Genomic DNA, 20,633 nt, shown 5'->3' with positions numbered 1-20,633 from the left:
TTGCGGCCGGTGCGCCTCGGGGCATGGACCCGAGGCGACTGCACACGCAGGAAGGGCGCCAACAACCAGAACCAACCCCGATCACCGCATCCGCGGCAGCCAGAGGGGGATCCAAGGGCCTCAGGCCCTTGGCAGGTGAGGTCCGGAGAGGGCAGAGCCCTCTCCGGCGACGCCTTCCGATCTCACTCCGGCTGGAAGTTGGCGCTTCGCAGGAGTTCGGCGTTCCGCGCCACGTCCGCGTCGATGAAGCGCGCGAACTCCTCTTGCGGGGAGTAGATCGGCTCCAGGCCGAGGGCGGAGAAGCGTTCCACCGTGGCGGGTTCGCGCATGATCTCGCCGAGGTGTCCGTTCAGCAGCGAGACGACCGGTTCGGGCAGGCCCTTGGGACCCCAGAGGCCGTACCAGCTCGAGAAGACCAGCCCTGGCATGCCTTCCTCCGCGGAGGTGGGGATGGAGGGGGCGAGGGAGCTGCGCCTGGGGGTGGTCACGGCGATGCCTTTCACGCCGCCGCTCTGCACGAGCGGCAGCAGGGCGAGGACAGGGTCGATCATCATCTGCACGTTGCCCGCGGCCACGTCGGTGAGGGCCGGTGCGGTGCCGCGATAGGGTGCGACGACGAGGTCGAGCCCCGCGAGCTTCAGGAAGAGGATCGTCGCGAGGTGCCCGGGCGAGCCGAGGGCGGAGGCGCCGAAGGTCCAGTTGTCCGGCCGGGCACGCGCGTCGGCGACGATCTCGGCGATGGTTGTCTGCGGCCGGTTGGGAGAGAGGACGAGGATCAGCGGCGCGCCGCCGAGAAGGGCGATGGGCGTGAAGTCGGCGATGGGATCATAGGGCGGGCGGCGGAGCACCTGCCGCGCCATGGTGTGGGTCGAGGCGCTGAAGAGAAGGCTGTAGCCGTCCGGCGGCGAGGAGCCGACGGACTGGCCGCCGATGGTGCCGCTGCCGCCCGCGCGGTTCTCGACCACGACCTGCACGCCCAGCCGCTCGGAGAGGCGCTGCGCCACCACGCGGCCCACGGCATCGACGCCGCCGCCCGGCGCGAAGGGGATGACCATCCGGATGGTGCGGCTGGGATAAGCTGCCTGCTGCGCCATCGCCGAGGTGGCGAGCGCCGCGCCGATCGCGGCGCCGCCCACGAGGTTTCTCCTGCGCATTCCCGACTCCTCCCTTGGCCTCGACGGGCCGTTCTTCGTCATTATGGCCTGCGGGCCGAACGGGCCGCTTTCTCAATCTCTCGCGGGCGCGGGCCTCAGGTGCAGATCAGCCCGCCCGAGGCGGATCCTCCGGGGCCCGCGTCGAAGGACTCCAGCGTGGCCGTCAGGTCATCAAGGAAGCGCTCAAGCGCGCTCTCCTCCACCCCTGCCGTGGGCAGCCGCGCGAGCCAGGCGCGAAGGGGCGGGGCGGGGATGTCCGTCGCCTCCCGCTCCGCTTCCCGCGCGTCCAGCAGCGTGACGAGGGCGCCGATCCCCTCCGCGGCGTAGCGGCCGCGCATGTAGTCGAGGATGTCCGCCTCCATGTCCCGCGCGTTCATCGCGGGGATGAGGAAGTGGCCCATGCAGGTGCAGCCGGCCGGATGCACCGGGCGCGAGGTGACGACCCGCCAGAGGGCGGCGAGCCGCGCGACCCGTTCCGCAATCCCCGGCGCTGCCGACACCGCCGCCACTCAGCCCTGCGTGACTTCGAGCTGCGGGCCGCCCGCGTCCGTCGCCTGCGGCGCGCCGGCGGGCGCGATGTCGGAGCGGGCGCGGAGGTTCCGGGTCGCGGCCTCGTCCACCTCTCCCCTTGAGTCCAGCACCACACGATAGGTATCGAGCGCGACGGCGCGGGAGACGTAGCCCTGCCGCACATCCCGCGCGACGCGCGCCGGCTCGCGCTCCGCCGGTAGGCCGAAGCCTCCGCCGCCGCCGGAGCGCATCATGTAGGCGTCGCCCTTCTTGAAGCGGACGTTGAAGACCTTGGCGTTGGGGAACTCCGTTTCCCAGGTGCCGTTGCGCCGCAGGCCGATGCCGTTGCCCGCCGCGTCGCCGCCCGCCTCGAGGCCCCAGGGCTTGCAATGCACGCGGTCGATGCGGGTGGTGAGCTGGAAGGGCGCGAGGGCCTGCACCACCATCTCGCAGCCGAGGCCGCCTCGGTTACGCCCGGCGCCGCCGCTATCCTCGCGAAGGGCGTAGCGCTCGACGAGCACAGGGTACTTCGCCTCTAACTGCTCGGAGGGCGAGTTGTGCGTGTCGCCGTCGTTGATGCAGACGGTGGCGGAGACGCCGTCCTCCATCGCCTTCGCACCCCAGCCGCCGCCGAGCGGCCCGATGCCGACGATGTAGAACTTGCCGTCCGCCGGGTTGATGCCGTGGATGTTCGGGAAGACGAGGTCGGCGTGGTGGCCGGCGGCGACGCGGTCGGGGATGGCCTTGGCCATGGCCTTGAAGATCGTGTCGATGACCGTCATCGGATAGGTCATCCAGACGCGCATCGGCGCGGGCCGCTCGGCGCTGACCACCGTGCCCATGGGCATGATGACCTTCAGGTTCCGGAAGCTGCCCTCGTTCACCGGGTAGTCGGTGGGGGTGGCGAGGCACTTGAAGGCCACCTGGGCGCAGGCGATGCCGGTAGTGACGCCCGAGTTATAGAACCCGCGCACCTGCTTCGCGACGTCGGAGAGGTCCACCGTCATCTCCTCGCCGCGCTTCTCGACGCGCACGCGGATGGGCACGGGCTCGCCCACCTCCAGCCCGTCGTCGTCCATGAAGGATTCGGCTTCGTAGATGCCGTCGGGGATGTTCATCGTGTTGGCGCGGGCCAGTGCCTCGGACTGGTCCATGATGACGGAGATGGCGCCGCGCACGGCACCCCAGCCGTAGCGGGTGACGAGTTCGAGGTAGCGGCGCTCGCCGGTGGTGACGGCGACGATCTGGGCGCGGAGGTCGCCGAGCGCCTTCTCGGGCAGGCGCACGTTCAGCGCGATGATATCCACCAGGTCCTGGTTCACCTCGCCGCGGCGGCGGTACTTCACGATGGGGATCTGGATCCCCTCGGAATAGATATCGGTGGTGACGGTGCCGAGGGTGCCGCCGACATCCAACCAGTGCGCCATGCAGCAGGTGAAGCCGATCAGCTCGCCGCCGTGGAAGATCGGCATGGTGAAGGTGAAGTGGTTGAGGTGGCTGCCGGTGGTATAGGCGTCGTTGGTGACGAGGATGTCGCCCTCGTGGATGTTCTCGTAGCCGAAGTGGCGGATCTTGGCCTTCACCGTCTCCGACATGCCGCGGATGAACATCGGCAGGCCGAGGCCGATGGAGATCGTCTCGCCCTCCTTCGTGAAGAGGCCGACGGTGAAATCCAGCGCCTCGTAAATGATGAGGTTGTAGGCGGTCCTCATCAGGTTCGTCTTCATCTCCTCCGTCACGGCGAGCAGGCCGCGGCGGACGATCTCGACGGTGACGGCGTCCACCTTGTTCCTGTCGGTCACTGCATGTCGCTCCCGATGGCGATGAGAAGGTTGCCGGCCGCATCGACCTCCAGCGCGTCACCGGGCTGGAGCACGGTGGTGGAGGCGTGCTCCTCGATGAGGGCAGGACCGGCGATGCGGTTGCCGGCGCGCAGCAGGTCGCGACGATAGACCGGCGTGTCGATCATCCCACGGAAGTAGACCTGCTTGCGGCGCACCAGCGCTTCCGCCTCCGGCTGCTCGCCGCCCGAGGGCACGGCGTGGCGCGGCGGCTTGCGCATGAGGCCGGAGACCGTGACGCGGAGGGAGACGAGCTCGGCCGGCTCGCCGGGGGCGCTGGTGCCGTAGCGCACGGCGTGCTGGGCGTCGAAGTGGCGCTTGATGGCCTCGCGGTCGCCGCCCTCGAACAGCTCGCGCGGCAGGTCCACGGTGACCGCGTGCTCCTGGCCGACATAGCGCATGTCGGCCGCGCGCTCGATGGTGACGCCTTCCGGCTTCACGGCGGAACCCTCGATCGCCGCCATTCCCTCGCTCTCCATCCCGGCGTAGAGGCCCTCGATCTCCGCGAAATCGGCGGTGGCCAGGCGACGGAAGCAGGAGCGGACATAGTCGTAGCGAAGATCGCTGAAGAGCATTCCGTAGGCGGAGAAGTAGCCGGGCGCGTAGGGGATCATCACCTGGCGGATGCCGATCTCGCGTGCAATGGCGGAGGCGTGCAGCGGGCCCGCGCCGCCATAGACCGCCATGACGAAGCTGCCGACATCGAGGCCGCGCTCGGTCGTCACCGCCTTCACGGCGTAGGACATGGTGGTGACGGCAATGCGGAGGATGCCGTCCGCCGCCTGCATCACCTCCATCCCGAGTGGCCCCGCGATCTTCTCCTCCATCGCGCGCCGCGCGGCAGCGAGGTCGAGCGCCATGGTGCCGCCAAGGAAGTTGTCGGGGTCCAGCCGGCCGAGGAGGAGGTTCGCGTCCGTCACCGTCGGCTCCGTGCCGCCGCGCCCGTAGCAGACGGGGCCAGGCATGGAGCCCGCGCTCTGCGGTCCGACGCGGAGGGCGTTGCCCTGCCCAAGCCGCGCGATGCTGCCGCCGCCGGTGCCGACCTCGAAGATGTCGGTCATCGGGATCTGGATCGGCAGCGCCTGCTCGTAGCCGCCGATGAGGGCGGAGCCGGTGGTCAGCGGCTTGCCCCCGTGGATCACGCCGGCCTTGGCCGTGGTGCCGCCCATGTCGAAGGCGATGGCATCCTGAAGGCCCAGGCCCTCGCAGATGGCCTGGGTGCCGATCACGCCGGCGGCGGGGCCGGATTCGAGCATCCGCACGCAGTCGCGCCTGGCGTGCTCCACGGGAAAGAGGCCGCCGGTGGACTGGACGACGAAGAAGGCGCCGCCGAAGCCGTGCTCGTCCAGGTGCTCGGACAACTCGCCGAGATAGGTGGCGACGCGCGGGCCGACATAGGCGTTGGCGGCGACGGTCGAGACGCGCTCGAACTCGCGATACTCCTGGCTCAGTTCGTGCGAGGCCGAGACGAAGGCGCCGGGCAATTCCTCCGCCACGATCTGCTTCACCCGCACCTCGTGCGCGGGGTTGCGGTAGGAGTGGAGGAGAAGGATGGCGACGGCCTCGACGCTGCCGGGCTCGATGGAGCGGAGAACCTTCCGCAGGTGGTCCTCGTCCAGCGGCTTGTGCACGGCGCCGCTCGCCAGCAGCCGCTCGTGCACCTCGTAGCGGGAGGCGCGCTCCACCAGGGGCACGTGCTTGCGGAAGAAGAGGTTGTAGGCGTCCGGCCGGTTCACGCGGCCGATCTCGTAGATGTCGCGGAAGCCCTCGGTGACCAGCAGGGCCGTCTTCGCGCCCGTGCGTTCCAGCAGCGTGTTGATGGCGATGGTGGAGCCGTGAAGGAACAGATGGGCATCCGCGAAGGAGGCGCCGGCGCCCTCCACCGTGTTCTGGATCCCCTCGACCAGCGCGCCGTGGGTGGTGAGGGCCTTGCCGAAGCGCAACTCGCCCGCCGCTTCGTCGAAGGCGGCGAGGTCCGTGAAAGTTCCGCCGATATCGACGGCGATGCGCAGCTTCGGCCGCGAGGCCGGACCGGCTTGGTCGAGGGGCATGGTCGGGCGCGTCCTCCAGGCTTGCCGAAGCTAAACTTCGGATGGCGAAGTTAACTTCGCATAGCGTTAATGACGGTCTAGGATTGCCGCGCCGACCGCGTCAAGCCATTTGTCGGCGCCGAGATGGAACGACCCGCCATGCCCAGCGACGCTGCGGAGGCCGAAGCGCCAAACGCGAAGAACCTCGTCCACTCGCTCGCCAAAGGCTTCCGGGTGCTCGAGGCCTTCACCGCGGCGGAGCCCGAACTGCTGCAGAGCGAGGTCGCCCGGCGAGCGGGGCTGGACCAGGGCACGGCCTTCCGCATGATCAACACCCTCGTCTCGCTCGGCTATGTCGCGAAGGTGCCGGGGACACGCCGCTACTGCCTCACGCTCAAACCCCTGGAGCTCGGCTTCAACGCCATCGCGCGCACAGGACTGCGCGACCTGGCCGGGCCCCTGCTCCGAAGCCTTGTCGGCGAGGTGAACGAGGCGGCGAGCCTCGGCGTGCTCGATGGGGCGGACATCGTCTATGTCGAGCGCGTGCAGGCGGGACTTGTGCGGATGGGCGTGGATATCCGCGTCGGCTCACGCATCGCCGCCTCTTCCAGCGCTATTGGCCACGCGCTGCTCGCTTTCCTGCCGGAGGTGCAACTCCTGCCCGTGATCCGGGCAAGCGGCTTCGAGGGAGCGGGCCCCAATGTTCCTGCCTCAGAGGCGGAGTTGCGGGAACGCCTCGCTGCCGTCCGGAAGGAGGGGGTGGCGCTGAGCGACTGGGCCGCGGTCAACGGCCTGCGCGTGCTCGCGGCCCCAGTGCTGGACCGCAGAGGCTTCCCGGTGGCAGCCCTGAGCGTTGCCGCACCGGCTATGCGCGCGACCGTCGAGGACTTCGTAGCGGCCGTGCGGCAGCCTCTGCTGGGCCGCGCACGGGAACTCGGCCTGGCACTCGCCGCCGCAGGCTGATCGGCCGGGAATGGACCACGTCGGCCGGCATGAACGCTTTTTCGTGCGTTTTTGCCCGTCGGGCAAAAAAATGGCCGTTCTATGCCCTGAACCGGGCCTTGTGACTTGTTGATGTAATCGACCGATCATTTATGGTGCGGGGGCGACGCAAACAGCCGCGGGAAGGAACCCCCATGCCAGTGCAAGGCATACCGGACGAGTTCGTCGTCATGCTGCGGGACACGATCGTGGCCCTTGTCCGCCGAGATGGGCCCGATCTTTCGGCCCGGCAGCTCGGCGTGTTCCTGACCGTCTATCTCGGGGAGGGGCCGCACACGGTTCGTGGCCTCGCCAAGGACCTGAATGTTTCGAAGCCCGCAATCACACGGGCTCTCGACCGGCTGGGCGAGCTCGACCTCGCGCGGCGCAAGACGGATCCGAAGGATCGGCGCTCCGTGCTGGTGCAGCGCACCGTTAAGGGTGCGGCGCTGCTTCGCGAGATGCATACGATCATGGGTGAGGCCGCGATGACCGCGACAGCCTCGGAGCAGCCGCCCCTGCAGGAGCGGCAGGAGACGCGCCGCGTCTCACATCAGGGAGCGTAGGCGACCCCGCGCGGGGTCTCTTCACGCCTCTCGATCGTGGTGAGGAGCCGGCCCAGGCTGTGGAAAACCCCCACGGTCCGGCCGGACGGCATGGCGATGAGGGCGAAGCCCTCCGCACGGTGCGCGATCATCCAGGTCAGCGTGCGATCCTCGGGCAGGCGTCCCAGGCTCGACGGCGTCACGACGCCGAGCCATACCTCGTCGTCCTCGCCAACATGTGCCTCGACCCACCAGGAGCCGCCCAGCCGGGCGGCCTGATGGGCTGCCCAGCCGGCCGCCTGGGCACGCTCTGCCTGGGTCACGCTCCGGTGCGTGGCCGCTACGCGCGCGAAGGGCAGGATAGTCGCGGACATCGGTGATGTTCCCGGGCTCCGGCCGAGTGGCCGGGTTCTGGCCCGACGTTATTTGTCGCCTCACGAAGTCGTGCGGTCAAGCCCCGCCCGAATAGGGTTCGGCCCGGTTCGGGGTGGCTGCTGCAAGGTGGCGCCGGGCCGCCCGGCACCACGGAGCCGCTCAGCTGACGCCGACGATCCTCCAGGCATAGTCCCGCCCATCGGGCTCCGTGATCGTGAGGTTCTCGCCCGGGCGGCAGGGGGCGCTGCCGCGGATGACCGCCTGGATCGGCGCATCCACCGGGCTATCGTCGCGGCGGAAGAAGCGCAGCGCCCAGCCACTATCCTCGTCGTAGATGACGTCTCCGTCCATGAGCCCCTGATCCGGCCAGAAGCGGCGCGCGGGCCAGGGGGCAGGGTCGGCGTACCAGGCCTTCGGGTCAGGATAACCCTGAGGGTCAAGCGACAGGCGAACCTCGTAGCGGTACTGCGGGCTGCCCTCTGGCAGGCCGGTCCCGCCGCTCGGCGAAAGGACGACGAGCGGCATCTGGCACCTCCGTGGCCTCTCGGCCGTTTAGATCGCGACTCGAACTCCCAGCTCGACCACGCGGTCACTGGGAATACGGAAAAACTCGGTTGCGGGAACCGAGTTGCGCGACATGATGCCGAAAAGCCACTGTTGCCAGCGCGCCATCTTCGGCATCGCGGAGGCCACCACCGTCTCCCGCCCGAGGAAGTAGGAAGCCTGCATCGGGTCATAGTTCACGCCCACTTCCCGCAGATCCTCCAGCTCCTTCGGAATGTTCGGGCTCTCCTGGAAGCCGTAGCAGAGCGAGATGCGGTGGATGCCGGGCGCCAGCTCCTCCACATGGCGGCGGTTGCGCACCTGCGGCACGTCCTCCACCGAGACCGTCACGAACAGCACCCGCTCGTGCAGGACCTTGTTGTGCTTGAGGTTGTGCAGCAGCGCATTCGGCACGTAGTCGGCCTGGCTGGTCATGAAGACGGCGATGCCGGGCACCCGGGTGGTGCGGGACTGCGGCAGCCGGGCAAGGAAGGATTTCAGCGGCAGGCTGTCCTGGCGAAAGCGGCTGAACAGCAGGTTCCGGCCGCGGTGCCAGGTGAGCATCATGGTGAAGATCGCGCCGCCCAGCACGAGCGGCACCCAGCCGCCATCCGGGATCTTCAGAACGTTCGACAGGAAGAAGGAGAGGTCGAGAAGGAATAGAGGGGTGAAGACCGCGATGACCAGCGGCAGGGCCCAGTTGAAAATGCGGCGGAAGACGAGGCCCGCCAGGATGGAGGTCGCGACGAAGGTGCCTGTGACGGCAAGCCCATAGGCCGCGGCGAGGCTGTCCGAGTTATGGAAGGACACCACGAGGATAAGGACGCCCATGAGAAGGGCGAAGTTCACCTGGGGCATGTAGATCTGCCCTTCCTCGGTCTCGCTGGTGTGCCGCACCACCAGCCGTGGCAGGAAGCCGAGCTGCACGCATTGCCGGGCGATGGAGTAAGCGCCCGAGATCATCGCCTGGCTGGCGATGATGGTCGCGGCCGTCGCGATGATGACCAGCGGCAGCCGGAGCCATTCCGGCGCGAGGAGATAGAAGGGGTTCTCCAGCGCCGAGCGGTCGCCGAGGAGGAGTGCGCCCTGGCCGAGATAGTTCAGCGCGAGGGCGGGCAGCACGAAGGCCAGCCAGGCGAGCTGGATCGGCCGTCGCCCGAAATGGCCCATATCCGCGTAGAGCGCCTCCGCCCCCGTCACCGCCAGCACGACGGAGCCGAGCGCGATGAAGGCGGCGAGGTGGTAGGCGACGCAGAACTGCACGGCGTAGTGGGGCGACAGGGCGAGCAACACCTCCGGTTCCCGCACCACCTCGATCAACCCGAGCAGGCCGATGGCGCCGAACCAGACCACCGTCACTGGCCCGAAGACCGCGCCCATGCTGCCGGTGCCGCGATACTGGAAGAGGAAGAGCGCCAGCAGCACCGCGAGGGACAGGGGGATCACCGCGCCCTCGAATGCAGGCGAGATAACCTTCAGCCCTTCCATGGCCGAGAGGACGGAGATGGCAGGGGTGATGGTTCCGTCACCGAAGAAGAGGGCGGCGCCGGCGATGCCGACGAGGATGATGAACCATCGCCCCCGCTCGCTCCGGGCCGCGCGCTGGGCCAGGGCCATCAGCGCGAGGATGCCGCCTTCCCCCTTGTTGTCCGCGCGGGTCACGAGCCAGACGTATTTCACGGTCACGACGATGATCAGTGACCAGATGATCAGGCTGAGGACGCCGAGGATCTCCCAGCGCTCCAGCCCATCCGAGGAGAAGTGCAACAGGGCCGCGCGCATGGCGTAGAGCGGGCTGGTGCCAATATCGCCGTACACGATGCCGAGTACGCCCAGCAGGGCCGCCGCGGTGATCGGCTGCCGCTGGCCATGGGTGGCCTCTGATGTCACGTTGCTCGCCTGCAATGCTTTGTCACCGGCGGCATAGGGCCGCCACCCAGGACGCTGCAACCCCCGGCCCCGCCACAGGGTTGCAGGGGGCCGGCCAGGCGCCGCCTGGCGGGGCTAGTGCCCGCGCAGGATCTGCGAGAGGAAGAGCTTCAGCCGGTCGGTCGAGGGGCGGTTGAAGATCTGCTCCGGCGGACCCTGTTCCACCACCTCGCCGCGGTCCATGAAGATCACGCGGTCGGCGACCTGCTGGGCGAAGCCCATCTCGTGGGTCACCACCACCATGGTCATGCCGTCCTCGGCGAGGCCTACCATGGTGTCCAGCACCTCCTTGATCATCTCGGGGTCCAGCGCCGAGGTCGGCTCGTCGAAGAGCATGATCTTGGGCTTCATGCAGAGCGCCCGGGCGATGGCCACGCGCTGCTGCTGCCCGCCCGAGAGCTGGCCGGGGTACTTGTTCGCCTGCTCCGGGATCTTCACGCGGCGCAGGTACTCCATGGCCAGCTCCTCCGCCTGCTTCTTCGGCATGCGGCGGACCCAGATCGGGGCCAGGGTGCAGTTCTCGAGGATGGTCAGGTGCGGGAAGAGGTTGAAGGACTGGAAGACCATCCCGACCTCGCGCCGGATGGCATCCAGCGAGCGGACGTCGTCGGTCAGCTCCGTGCCGTCGACCAGGATGCGCCCCTCCTGGTGCTGCTCCAGGCGGTTGATGCAGCGGATCATGGTGGACTTGCCTGAGCCCGAGGGGCCGCAGACCACCACCCGCTCCCCCGTCGCGACCTGGAGGGAGATGTCGCGCAGCACGTGCATCGAGCCGTACCACTTGTTGACCTTGTCGAGCTGGATGGCCGGCGTGCCGTCGGTACGGACGGCGGATGCGATGTGGCCTTCGGCGAGGGCGGCGCTCATGGGCTGTTCCTGGGATCCGGGCGGGGGAGGGGGGTTCAGCGGACGCGGTGGCGGTTCAGCTCCGCCTCCAGGTTCTGGCTGTAGCGGGACATGGCGAAGCAGTAGACGAAGTAGATGAGCGAGATGGCGATGTAGACCTCTACGCCGAAGCCCTGCCAGGCCGGCTCCACGATGGAGGTCTTGCCGGCCGTCAGCAGATCGAAGATGCCGATGATCAGCACCAGCGACGTGTCCTTGAAGAAGCCGATGAAGGTGTTCACCAGCGGCGGAATCACCAGCCGCAGCGCCTGGGGCAGGATGATGAAGCCGGTCTTGTGCCAGTAGCTGAGGCCGAGCGCGTCGGCCGCCTCGTACTGGCCCTTCGGCAGGGCCTGGAGCCCGCCGCGGACCACCTCGGCAAGGTAGGCGCCGGCGAAGAGGATCACCGCCACCTGGGCGCGCAGCAGCTTGTCGATGTTGATCCCCTCTGGAAGGAAGAGGGGGAACATGACGCTGGCCATGAACAGAAGGCTGATCAGCGGCACGCCGCGGATGAGCTCGACATAGGCGATGCAGAGCACGCGGATGGCCGGCATGGAGGAGCGCCGCCCGAGCGCGACCAGGATGGCTAGCGGGAAGGCGAATGCGAGGCCGAAGGTCGAAAGGATGAGCGTGATGGGCAGGCCGCCCCAGCGCTCCTGCGGCACGTATTCGAGGCCGAGTACGCCGCCCCACATCAGCACCCCGATGGTGATGAGCGTGACGGCCCAGACGATCGCCAACTCCCAGCGCCAGAAGCGTCGCATCGCTGAGACGACGAAGAGCGCGGTGAAGAGCACGCAGACCACCGCCGGGCGCCAGTGCTGCTCGTAAGGATAGGTGCCGAAGAGGATGAAGCGGTGCTTCTCCGTGATCACGGCCCAGCAGGCGCCGGGATGGTCCGATCCCTTGAGGGCACGGCAGGCCTGGGTCTGGCTGTTCGGCACCGACCAAATGGCGTTGATGAAGGCCCAGTCGATGAAGCCGATCGCCCATCGCACGATGAAATAGGCGAGCACCAGCGTGAGCGCGGTGTTCAGCCAGGAGGAGAAGAGATTGGCGCGCAGCCAGGCGACGGGGCCGGTGGTCAGCGCCGGCGGCTGACGCGGCACCGCCTCCGGCACGCCGGCCACCGAGCTTCCGAGGGAAATGTCGCTCATCCGGGAGCCCTCCTCAGCGCTCGACCAGGGCGATGCGCGAGTTGTACCAGTTCATGAACAGGCTGATGGAAAGGGAGATGGTGAGGTAGACGAGCATGATAATGGCGATGCCCTCGATCGCCTGGCCTGTCTGGTTCAGCGTCGTGTTCGCGATGGAAACGATGTCCTGGTAGCCGATGGCGACCGCGAGGGAGGAGTTCTTCGTCAGGTTCAGGAACTGGCTCGTCATCGGCGGGATAATGACCCGCAGCGCCTGGGGCAGGACGATCTGGCGCAGCACCACGCCGGGCTTGAGGCCCAGCGCCTGCGCCGCCTCCCACTGGCCCTTGGCCACCGCCTGGATGCCGGCGCGGACGATCTCGGCGATGAAGCCCGCGGTGTAGGTGGTCAGGCCGACGAGAAGGGCGAAGTACTCGGGGCTGACGGACATGCCGCCCTGGAAGTTGAACCCGCGCAGAGCCGGCCACTCGATGCCTGAGGGGGCGCCGCCGAGCCACCAGGCCACCAGCGGCAGCACAATCAGGAAGCCGAGGGCGGCCGGCCAGACAGGGCGCGGTTGGCCGTCCTGCATCTGCCGGCGGCGCATCGCCTTGCCATAGATATAGAGCCCGCAGCAGCCCACAACGAAGGCGACCAGGCCCCAGCTATGCCCGGCCTCCCAGTCGAGGAAGGGCAGGCGCAGCCCGCGGTTGGAGAGAAAGATGCCCGTGACCGGGTTCAGGGCCTGCCGCGGACCGGGCAGGCCCTGGAGCATCGTGTACCAGAACAGCAGCTGCAGCAGCAGCGGGATGTCGCGGATCACCTCGACATAGGTCGCCGCGACCTTCGACAGCAGCCAGTTCTTCGAGAGCCGCGCGATGCCGATCAGCGTGCCGAGGATGGTAGCGAGGATGATGCCGACCACCGCCACCTTCAGCGTGTTCAGCACGCCGACGGTCAGAGCGCGAAGATAGGTGCTGGCCGGGGTATACTGGATCAGCGATTCGCCGATCGGCAGCCCCGCTTCCCGCTGGAGGAAGCCGAAGCCGGTCGCGATGCGCCGGACCTCGAGGTTGTGCTGGGTGTTCCGCACCAGCCACCAGACGACGGCGACGACGATGCCGACGATTAGCACCTGCCAGAAGATGGCGCGCACCCGCTCATCCGCCCAGGAAAGGCGCAGCGGTTTCTTCGGCGGGGCGCGGAACTGCCGCGGGTCGGTGGCGCTCTGCGACATCCAGGGGCCTCGTCTTCTCTAATCTACGGCCGGGTCGTGTCCGGGAGGGCCCGCCTGGGGCCCTCCCGGGGGTCGGTTCAGCGGAAGGGCATCGCGTATTGCTGGCCGCCCGGCGTGTTCCAGAGCGCGTTCGGCCCGCGCTGGATCCCGATGGGCGCGAGGTGGCGCGCGAACATTTCGCCGTAGTTGCCGGTCGCCCGGATGACGTTCACCACCCAATCATTCGGCACGCCGAGCATCTGCCCGAGCCCGCCGTTCTTGCCGAGCATGCGCTGCACCTCGGGACGGGTGTCGTTGGCGGCCATCTGCGCGACGTTCGCCTGGGTGACGCCCAGTTCCTCGGAAGCGACGAGGGCGAAGTGCGTCCAGCGGACGAGGTCGGTGAAGCGCTGGTCGCCGTGGCGGATCAGCGGGCCGAGCGGCTCCTTCGAGATCACGTCCGGCAGGATCGTGTGCTCGGCGGGGTTGGGCTGGCTGGAGCGGGTGGCGGCGAGGCCGGACACGTCCGTCGTGAAGGCGTCGCAGCGGCCGGCGGCATAGGCGCTGACCAGCTCCTCCAGGCGCTCGATCACCACGGGGGTGAACTGCACGTTGTTCGCGCGGGCCCAGTCCGTCAGGTTCTGCTCGGTGGTGGTGCCGGGCTGGACGCAGATGGTGGCGCCGCCCAGCTCCTTGGCGGTCTTCACGCCGGTCGAGGTCTTCACCATGAAGCCCTGGCCGTCAAAGAAGTTCACCGCCGCGAAATCGAGGCCGAGGCTCGTGTCGCGCGAGAGGGTCCAGGTCGTGTTGCGCGCCAGGACATCCACCTCGCCCGACTGCAGCGCGGTGAAGCGGCTCTGCGCGGTGGTCGGGACGTAGCGGACCTTGTTCGGGTCGTTGAAGATGGCCGCGGCGAGGGCGCGGCAGTACTCCACGTCGAAGCCGCGCCACACGCCCTGGCTGTCCGGCTGGGCGAAGCCCGCCAGGCCGGTGTTGGTGCCGCAGACGAGGGTGCCGCGCGCCTTGATCGCGTCGAGGGTGGACGCGCCGGGCGCGGCCGGGGCTTGGGCCTGGGCCGGGAGGGCACCCAGCGCCGTCAGGGCGACGGCGCCGAAAAAGCCGAACGTGGCGAGCCGCAAGGGCTGCAAATTCATCCGTATCTCCGTGAAACGCGTAAGGGTCGCCCCTCGGCGCATGCTGCGCCAGGGATGTGCCTCGATCAACGCGGGATTGCGCGGATCGCGGGGCAGCCCCTTAGCGTCCCGGCGTGCCCGCGGCAAATCCGCCCCGCCGGACTTCCGGCGAGGGGCAGGGGGAGGCAGGCTGAAGCGGTTGTTGTTCGGATCGGCCACGGCACGCGCTGAGGCAAGTGCCGTGCCGTGGCCGATGACGAAGGAGGCCAGGCTGCTTCATCTCGACCATGCCCGCGTGGAGGCCCTTCTCCCCTGGTCCGCGCTGCTGGAGGCAATCGGCGCGATGTTTCGCACCGGCTGCGAGGCGCCGCTGCGCCATGCCCATGCTTGGGCGGAAGGAGCGGAGCGGAACAGCCTGCTGCTGATGCCCGCCTGGCAGGCGGGCCGCTACACCGGGGTGAAGATCGTGCACGTGGCGCCCGGCCACACGCCCGCCGTGAACGCCGCCTATCTTCTTTCGGACGCGGGAAGCGGCGCGCCGCTTGCGCTGCTCGACGGCGGGGCGCTGACCGACCGCCGCACCGCGGCCGCGAGCGTGCTGGCGGCGCGGCACCTGGCGCGGCCGGACAGCCGGCGCCTGCTGCTGCTCGGCAGCGGCAAGGTGGCCCATGCCCTCGGCTCGGCCTATCCCGCCGCCTTCCCAATCGAGGATATCGCCGTCTGGTCGCGCGATGCCGGGCGGGCGGAGCGGCTGGCCGCGCGCCTTCGCGCCGAGGGCCATCCGGGGCGGGCGGTGGCGGACCCGAATCCCGGCGAGGCGGACATCATCTCCGCCGCTACCCTCTCCCGCGCGCCGCTGGTGAAAGGGGAGGTGGTGCGGCCGGGCACGCATGTGGACCTCGTCGGCGCCTTCCGGCCGGAGATGCGCGAATCGGATGCGGCCCTCCTTGCCCGCGCCACCCTCGCCGTGGACACCCGCGCGGGCGCGCTGGCCGAGGCCGGGGACGTCGTGCAGGCGATCGCGGAGGGGGCCTTCGACGCCGCCCATATCGCGGCCGACCTCGCGGAACTCGTCCGCGGGGAGCATCCGGGCCGGCGGAACCCGGGGGAGGTCACCGTCTTCAAGTCCGTCGGCTGGGCAGGCGAGGACCTGGCGGCCGCCATCCTCGCCTATGAGGGCGCGGTGGAGGGGGCGGCGCGGGAATAGGGCCTTATCCCGTCGGAAGGGCGATCACCACGCCCTCGCCGGCGGGCTCGATCGTCGCGCCCAGGCCCTCCAGCGCGGCCTGGGCCTCCGGTGGCAGCGGCCAGCCCATGCCGAGCCGGGCTCCCTCGAGCCGCAGCGGCGGCAGCGGCCCGGTGGCCAGAGACCGGGCGCCCGAGGCGGCAAGGATGAGCGCGCCTTCCAGGGTCGGCGTGCGCCGCCGGAGGATGGTGGCGGACTCCTTGCCTTCAAGCTCCAGCGGGCCGCCGGCGGCAAGGGAGAGAAGGGGCATGAGGTCCTGCAGGAAGCGCCCGGCCACCGCGCCTTTCATTCCCTCCTCCCGGCCGAGCGAGAGAAAGCCGCGGACGAGGCTGTCATAGGCCACCGCCGCCTCCCGCGCCCGCAGGACCTGGCGCGTCAGCCGCTCCCCCTCGACGAGCTGGGGCACGGCCGCGTCGAGATTGGCGTTCATCACCATCGACAGGTTGTTCACGGCATGGCGCACCGGGCGCAGCAGCATCGCCATGGCCTGCTCGCCCGCCGGAAGCTCGTCGTGCGCGGCGTCGTCGATGGGCATCAGGGATGCCCCCGCGCGGGGCGGCCCGGGGGGGTGATCATCTTGGAAGTCCCTCCATTATGTCGTGGAACAGGCGCGCGGGCAGCGTTCCGCCGCGCACGTCGTCCATCGGGGTGGCGTCGTCGTTGCCGACCCAAACACCAATAACGCTGTTGCCTGAAAAACCGATGAACCAAGCGTCCCGGAAATCCTGCGTCGTGCCGGTCTTTCCCGCGACCGCGCGGCCCGGCACGGCGGCGGCGCGGCCGGAGCCGCGGGAGACCACGGCCTCCAGCATCCGGCGGATGGCGGCCACATCGTCCGACCCGATGGCGCGGGCGGGGGGGATCAGCCCCGCCGACACCGGGCGCCCGTCCGCGCGGGCGGAGGCGATGCCGTGCGGAACCACGCGCATCCCACCATTGGCGAAGGCGGCGAAGGCGGATGTCAGCTCCAGCAGGCTCGCCTCCCCGGTGCCGAGAGCGATGGTCGCGTCGTTCGGGAAGGGGCCGGTGAGGCCCAGCCGGCGGGCGACGCCGGCCGCCTCCCGCGCGCCGCCCGCGCGGGCGAGGACGCGCACGGCCGCGGTGTTCACGCTGTGGGCCAGCGCCTCCTCCAGCGGCAGGTCGCCACGGGACCGCCAGCCACCATTGCCCGGGGACCAGCGGCCGAGGGTCAGCGGCAGGTCGGAGACAGTCGAATTGGGGGCGAGGCCGTGCTCCAGCGCCGCGAGATAGACGAAGGGCTTGAACACCGAGCCGGGCTGTCGACGCGCCGAGACCGCCCGGTTGAAGGGCCCGCGCCGGTAGTCCCGCCCGCCCGCCATGGCGCGCACCGCGCCCGTGGATGCGTCGAGCACCACCACGGCGCCCTGGCCGGCATCGGCCGCCGCCCCAGGGCCGGCCAGCATCGCCTCCAGCCGGGCCTCCACCAGGGCCTGGGTGCGCAGGTCGAGCGTGGTGCGGAGCGTGAGGTCGGCGGAGCCCGGGAAGCGGGTGGCCAGGTCCTCGTTCACCCAGTCCGCGAACCAGCCGGAGTCGCGGGAGGGGCGCGCGGGGAAGGCGATGCGCTCGGCCTCCGCCGTTGCCTGTGCCAAGGTCAGCGCGCCGGTCGCGGCCATGGCGCGCAGCACCTCCGCCCCCCGCTCCGCCGCCGCGCGCGGGTTGGACCGCGGGTTCAGGCGGGAGGGGGCGCGCGGCAGGCCCGCGAGGACGGCCGACTGCCAGACCGTCAGCCGCCGGGCCGGCACCCCGAAATAAAGCCGCGCCGCCGCGTCCACCCCGTAGGCGCCGCCGCCGAGATAGACGCGGTTGAGATAGATCTCGAGAAGCTGGTCCTTGGTGAACCGGCTCTCGAGCCAGAGGGCCATCAGCGCCTCCTGCACCTTGCGGCGGAGGGAACGCTCCGGCGTGAGGAAGAGGTTCTTCGCCAATTGCTGCGTAAGGGTTGATCCGCCCTGCGCCACGCGGCCGGAGGTGATGTTCACCCAGGCCGCCCGCAGCAGGCCGAGGGGATCGAGGCCGAAATGGGAGCGGAAGCGCCGGTCCTCGATCGCGAACAGCGCGGCCGGCAGGTGCAGCGGCAGGTCCCGCAGGCGCACCGTCTCCCCGTAGAGGTCCCCGCTCGTTGAGAGGAGCCGCCCATCGGCTGCTTCCAGCGTTACGGAGGGGCGGCGCGTGGTCTCCAGCGCCGCCTCCGGCCGCGGCAGGTCCCAGGCGAAGACGAGTAGGAGGAGGCCGAGCGCGAGCCCGCCCCAGATGGTGAGCATCAGCGCCCAGGCAGCGATCCGGCGCGCGACGCGCCGCCGCGCCCGCACCGCCGGGGGCAGGGGCGCCGGGGGAGGCTGCGGACCAGGGCTGGGGGCCGCTGGGCGCGCGCGTCGCGATCCAACCGGACGCGGAATAGTTGCGATCGTGGCCCGTGGCATGGCACACCGATCCTAGCATGGCGCTGTGAACCCCGCATACGCGACGGGCGACCGCACCGCATGAGGAAGAGGTGCAGGATGCGCCGAATGAGTGGGGAGGGTCCTGCCAGGGGGCCGATCATGGCGGCCCTGCGGCTCGCCTTTGGACTCTCGTTTCTCCCTGGCCTTCTTCTGGCCCCGGCCGCGGCGGCCCCGGACCCGGCAATGTGCCGGATGGAGTGCGGCGCCCAGTTCGTCGAGCCCGCCCAGAATCCGATCAGCGTCCAGACCTGTCTTGTCCGCTGTGCCGCTCGCGCTGCGGCGCTGGGCAGCGCCAATGTCACCGCGGCCACCATCATGCCCATGCCGCAGACGCCCTGGACCCTCGGGCCCGGCGCGGGCCGCCCGGCCTCCGCCCCGGCTCCCCAGCCTGGGCCGCGCACGGCGGCGCAGCGGGCGCGGGGGAGGCAGGAAGCGGCGCGCGCCCGGAGCGCCGGCGCGCGGGGAGAGGCGGCGACGGCCGCGGCAGGGGGCACGCCGCGCCCCGCGCAGGCGCAGCCGGCCTCCTCGCTGCTTGCCTCGATCATGGGGGCGCAGGCGGCGATCCCAGCTGCTGCCACCCCAACGGCTGGGCCCCAAGGCGGGCCGGCGGGCTTCGGTGCCATCCACCTGGCCCCGGCGCCCTCGCGCAACTACGGGTTGGTCGTGGGCGCGGCCGATCGCCTCGTGGCCCATCGCGGGGCGGAGGCGGCCTGCCTCGGCGCGGTCGGCGTCGCCTGCCGCACGGCCGCCGACTTCACCGACCGCTGCGCTTCCGTCGCCCATGCCCTGCGCAACCGGGGCGCCTTGGTGATGACCGAACATCCCAGCACCTTCATCGTCGCCGGCGCGGCCATCGGCACCGGCCCGACGCGCGAGGAGGCGGAGCGCCAGGCGACGCAGAGTTGCGTGCGGATCGGCCCCGGTGCCTCCTGCCGCATCACGGAGACGCGCTGCGCGGGCTGAGCGGGGATTCACCGCGACGCCCGACGGCCCTAGCCTGCGGTGGTGCCCGCCAGCAGGAGCCGCGCCCCGCGATGACCGAACCGAACGCCGTCCGCCAATCCGCCCTCGATTGGATCGGGCGCAACGAGGCGCGGCTTTCCGCCTTCTGCGCCCGCATCTGGGAATTCGCGGAGCCCGCCTGGCGCGAGTACCGTTCCCTCCAGGCCTATGCCGAGATCCTGCGCGCGGAGGGCTTCGCGGTGGAGGAGGGCTCGGGCGAGATGCCGACCGCCTTCGCGGCTCGCTGGGGGGAGGGCGGGCCGGTGCTGGCCGGCTTCTCGGAATACGACGCGGTTCCCGGCAATTCGCAGAGGGTGGTGCCCTATCCGGCGCCGCGCGCGGGGCTGCATCCTTACGCCGCCGGGCATACCGATCCGCACTCCGTCCTCGGCACCGCGGCGTTGGCGGCCATGCTCGGGACGAAGGCGGCCTTCGAGCAGCACGGCGTTCCCGCCACGCTGAAGCTCTTCGGCGAACCGGCGGAGAAGGTCTGCGGCTCGAAGCCGATCCATGCCGCGAAGGGCTATTACGACGGGCTGGACGCGGCCGTGGTCTGGCACCCCTGGCCGAGCAACACCGTGACGGGCGAGATCCACTTCGGCAGCTACTGGAGCGCCGTGATCACCTTCGAGGCGGAGAACCCGGAGGGTTGGGTCGATCCCTCGCTGATGCCGACGCAGGCGGCGCACGCCGTGGCGCGCTCCCCGGGCGCGCTGGATGCGATGTGCCTCATGTACACGACGACGAAGTACACGAAGGAGGCGATGTTCCCGCACAGCGGTTCCTGGACGCTGAACGAGTACGTGCTCGGCGATGCCGGCGCCACCTCGGACAACCTCGCGCCGCGCTTCAGCCAGATTCAGTACTCCTGGCGCTCCTCCTCGCTGGCGATCCAGGAGCAGATCTGGCGCGTGCTGGCGAACAACGCGAAGTCGGCGGCGATGGCGACGGGCTGCCGCGCGCATGTGCGCTGGGTGACGAAGACGCGCGTGGGGCTGCCGAATGCGGCGCTGACGGCGCTGACCTGGGAGAACCTCCAGGCGGTCGGCGCTCCTGTTTATGGCGAAGACGCGCTCAGCTTCGCGCGCGATATTCAGCGGAACCTCGGCCTGGAGCCGATGGAGGATCCCTTCATCCCGGGTGTGAGCACGCTGACGACGCCGGCCGAGAACGACGCCGGGCTGCGCCGCAGCCTCGCGGGCTGGCAGACGCATCTCAGCGCCGACGACTACGTGGAGTATTCCTGGCACTGCCCGACGGTGCGGCTGCTGGCGGCGCGCCCGAGGCTGCGGGCGCCCTCGGCCGGCTATGCCTATCCGAACTGGGCCTATAACGCGCTCGGCGGGCTGCCCGCCGCCGTCGATCCCGGGATGTTCGTGGCCGCGAAGACCATGGCGCTGACGATGGTGGACCTGGCCACGAAGCCCGGCGCGCTGGAGGCGACGCAGGCGGAGTTCCGCGAGCGCACAGGCGGCGGCGTCGGCGGCACGGAATGGGTCGGGCCGCTGCTGCCGCCGGATTTTGAGCCGCCCGTGGACCTGCGCTGGCCCGAATACGTCACAACGCCGCGCGGCGAGGAATGGACCTTCCCCACGCCGCGCCACGGCACGGGCGCCGGCGAGCCGATCTGACCGAAGGGCGC

At 70.1% G+C, this 20,633-nt stretch carries 18 protein-coding genes; 5 read left to right on the top strand and 13 right to left on the bottom strand.

Translation table 11 applies throughout. The features are described from left to right. Positions 1-182 precede the first annotated feature (182 nt). From BO39_RS08975 to BO39_RS08960, 4 genes are all read right to left on the bottom strand, one after another. Positions 183-1,154, bottom strand: coding sequence for a Bug family tripartite tricarboxylate transporter substrate binding protein (locus BO39_RS08975; protein WP_043832175.1), 972 nt, complete (start codon positions 1,152-1,154; stop codon positions 183-185). 95 nt (positions 1,155-1,249) lie between these two features. Further along, complete coding sequence (locus tag BO39_RS08970) at positions 1,250-1,654, bottom strand: hypothetical protein (protein WP_156963598.1); 405 nt, start codon at positions 1,652-1,654, stop codon at positions 1,250-1,252. 9 nt (positions 1,655-1,663) lie between these two features. Continuing rightward, positions 1,664-3,466: a hydantoinase B/oxoprolinase family protein gene (locus BO39_RS08965; protein WP_052401841.1), complete on the bottom strand. Its 1,803-nt coding sequence runs from the start codon at positions 3,464-3,466 to the stop codon at positions 1,664-1,666. Then, complete coding sequence (locus BO39_RS08960; protein ID WP_043832170.1) at positions 3,463-5,556, bottom strand: hydantoinase/oxoprolinase family protein; 2,094 nt, start codon at positions 5,554-5,556, stop codon at positions 3,463-3,465. Before BO39_RS08960 ends, BO39_RS08965 begins: the two co-directional genes overlap by 4 nt. A 138-nt stretch (positions 5,557-5,694) precedes the next feature. Between BO39_RS08960 and BO39_RS08955 the strand changes: the two genes are divergently transcribed. Both BO39_RS08955 and BO39_RS08950 read left to right on the top strand, forming a co-directional pair. Beyond that, entirely contained in the window at positions 5,695-6,498 is an 804-nt protein-coding gene (locus BO39_RS08955) for an IclR family transcriptional regulator (RefSeq protein ID WP_052401840.1), read from the top strand. A 173-nt stretch (positions 6,499-6,671) separates the two neighbouring features. Further along, entirely contained in the window at positions 6,672-7,082 is a 411-nt protein-coding gene (locus BO39_RS08950) for a MarR family transcriptional regulator (protein WP_043832163.1), read from the top strand. Here BO39_RS08950 and BO39_RS08945 read toward each other — a convergent pair. From BO39_RS08945 to BO39_RS08915, 7 genes are all read right to left on the bottom strand, one after another. Beyond that, positions 7,070-7,435, bottom strand: a complete 366-nt coding sequence (locus BO39_RS08945; RefSeq protein WP_043832161.1) for a hypothetical protein — start codon at positions 7,433-7,435, stop codon at positions 7,070-7,072. The two genes, BO39_RS08950 and BO39_RS08945, sit on opposite strands and share 13 nt — an antisense overlap. 160 nt (positions 7,436-7,595) lie before the next feature. Beyond that, positions 7,596-7,961: a hypothetical protein gene (locus tag BO39_RS08940; RefSeq protein ID WP_043832159.1), complete on the bottom strand. Its 366-nt coding sequence runs from the start codon at positions 7,959-7,961 to the stop codon at positions 7,596-7,598. Between the two features lie 27 nt (positions 7,962-7,988). Then, entirely contained in the window at positions 7,989-9,869 is a 1,881-nt protein-coding gene (locus BO39_RS08935) for a potassium transporter Kup (protein WP_281175535.1), read from the bottom strand. 114 nt (positions 9,870-9,983) lie between these two features. Next, positions 9,984-10,775 (bottom strand): amino acid ABC transporter ATP-binding protein, encoded by a 792-nt coding sequence (locus tag BO39_RS08930; RefSeq protein ID WP_043832157.1) that lies wholly within the window; start codon positions 10,773-10,775, stop codon positions 9,984-9,986. A gap of 35 nt (positions 10,776-10,810) precedes the next feature. After that, a complete protein-coding gene (locus BO39_RS08925; RefSeq protein WP_043832155.1) occupies positions 10,811-11,953 on the bottom strand; it encodes an amino acid ABC transporter permease in 1,143 nt (380 codons plus the stop codon). Between the two features lie 13 nt (positions 11,954-11,966). Continuing rightward, the gene (locus tag BO39_RS08920; RefSeq protein WP_043832154.1) at positions 11,967-13,169 is read right to left on the bottom strand and encodes an amino acid ABC transporter permease; all 1,203 of its coding nucleotides are present in this window, start codon (positions 13,167-13,169) and stop codon (positions 11,967-11,969) included. 77 nt (positions 13,170-13,246) lie between these two features. Next, positions 13,247-14,302, bottom strand: a complete 1,056-nt coding sequence (locus tag BO39_RS08915) for an amino acid ABC transporter substrate-binding protein (protein WP_052401839.1) — start codon at positions 14,300-14,302, stop codon at positions 13,247-13,249. A gap of 220 nt (positions 14,303-14,522) precedes the next feature. Here BO39_RS08915 and lhpI point away from each other — a divergent pair, with 220 nt between their 5' ends. Further along, positions 14,523-15,488: a bifunctional Delta(1)-pyrroline-2-carboxylate/Delta(1)-piperideine-2-carboxylate reductase gene (gene lhpI, locus BO39_RS08910; RefSeq protein WP_245615051.1), complete on the top strand. Its 966-nt coding sequence runs from the start codon at positions 14,523-14,525 to the stop codon at positions 15,486-15,488. Between the two features lie 4 nt (positions 15,489-15,492). Here the strand turns inward: lhpI and BO39_RS08905 are convergent, their stop codons facing one another. Next, a complete protein-coding gene (locus tag BO39_RS08905) occupies positions 15,493-16,062 on the bottom strand; it encodes a hypothetical protein (protein ID WP_043832152.1) in 570 nt (189 codons plus the stop codon). 37 nt (positions 16,063-16,099) lie between these two features. Further along, the gene (locus BO39_RS08900; protein WP_084697975.1) at positions 16,100-17,968 is read right to left on the bottom strand and encodes a transglycosylase domain-containing protein; all 1,869 of its coding nucleotides are present in this window, start codon (positions 17,966-17,968) and stop codon (positions 16,100-16,102) included. A gap of 87 nt (positions 17,969-18,055) precedes the next feature. Between BO39_RS08900 and BO39_RS08895 the strand changes: the two genes are divergently transcribed. Continuing rightward, positions 18,056-18,952, top strand: a complete 897-nt coding sequence (locus BO39_RS08895) for a DUF4189 domain-containing protein (RefSeq protein WP_156963597.1) — start codon at positions 18,056-18,058, stop codon at positions 18,950-18,952. A gap of 71 nt (positions 18,953-19,023) precedes the next feature. After that, positions 19,024-20,622 carry a zinc-binding metallopeptidase family protein gene (locus tag BO39_RS08890; RefSeq protein ID WP_043832150.1) on the top strand — a complete coding sequence of 533 codons (1,599 nt, stop codon included), beginning with the start codon at positions 19,024-19,026 and terminating at the stop codon, positions 20,620-20,622. The last annotated feature ends 11 nt before the right edge of the window (positions 20,623-20,633 follow it).

It is taken from the genome of Roseomonas aerilata DSM 19363, assembly GCF_000711725.1.
GTDB lineage: Bacteria > Pseudomonadota > Alphaproteobacteria > Acetobacterales > Acetobacteraceae > Roseomonas > Roseomonas aerilata.
This window is presented reverse-complemented; position numbering and strand designations above follow the sequence as displayed.

What these genes read in the sequence shown, in the direction of transcription:
- BO39_RS08890 (WP_043832150.1), top strand. Translation starts at nt 19,024, where the DNA reads ATGACCGAACCGAACGCCGTCCGCCAATCCGCCCTCGATTGGATCGGG.
- BO39_RS08930 (WP_043832157.1), bottom strand. Translation starts at nt 10,775, where the DNA reads ATGAGCGCCGCCCTCGCCGAAGGCCACATCGCATCCGCCGTCCGTACC.
- BO39_RS08945 (WP_043832161.1), bottom strand. Translation starts at nt 7,435, where the DNA reads ATGTCCGCGACTATCCTGCCCTTCGCGCGCGTAGCGGCCACGCACCGG.
- BO39_RS08920 (WP_043832154.1), bottom strand. Translation starts at nt 13,169, where the DNA reads ATGTCGCAGAGCGCCACCGACCCGCGGCAGTTCCGCGCCCCGCCGAAG.
- BO39_RS08950 (WP_043832163.1), top strand. Translation starts at nt 6,672, where the DNA reads ATGCCAGTGCAAGGCATACCGGACGAGTTCGTCGTCATGCTGCGGGAC.
- BO39_RS08905 (WP_043832152.1), bottom strand. Translation starts at nt 16,062, where the DNA reads ATGCCCATCGACGACGCCGCGCACGACGAGCTTCCGGCGGGCGAGCAG.
- BO39_RS08960 (WP_043832170.1), bottom strand. Translation starts at nt 5,556, where the DNA reads ATGCCCCTCGACCAAGCCGGTCCGGCCTCGCGGCCGAAGCTGCGCATC.
- BO39_RS08940 (WP_043832159.1), bottom strand. Translation starts at nt 7,961, where the DNA reads ATGCCGCTCGTCGTCCTTTCGCCGAGCGGCGGGACCGGCCTGCCAGAG.
- BO39_RS08895 (WP_156963597.1), top strand. Translation starts at nt 18,056, where the DNA reads ATGAGTGGGGAGGGTCCTGCCAGGGGGCCGATCATGGCGGCCCTGCGG.
- BO39_RS08915 (WP_052401839.1), bottom strand. Translation starts at nt 14,302, where the DNA reads ATGAATTTGCAGCCCTTGCGGCTCGCCACGTTCGGCTTTTTCGGCGCC.
- BO39_RS08925 (WP_043832155.1), bottom strand. Translation starts at nt 11,953, where the DNA reads ATGAGCGACATTTCCCTCGGAAGCTCGGTGGCCGGCGTGCCGGAGGCG.
- BO39_RS08900 (WP_084697975.1), bottom strand. Translation starts at nt 17,968, where the DNA reads ATGCCACGGGCCACGATCGCAACTATTCCGCGTCCGGTTGGATCGCGA.
- BO39_RS08975 (WP_043832175.1), bottom strand. Translation starts at nt 1,154, where the DNA reads ATGCGCAGGAGAAACCTCGTGGGCGGCGCCGCGATCGGCGCGGCGCTC.
- BO39_RS08955 (WP_052401840.1), top strand. Translation starts at nt 5,695, where the DNA reads ATGCCCAGCGACGCTGCGGAGGCCGAAGCGCCAAACGCGAAGAACCTC.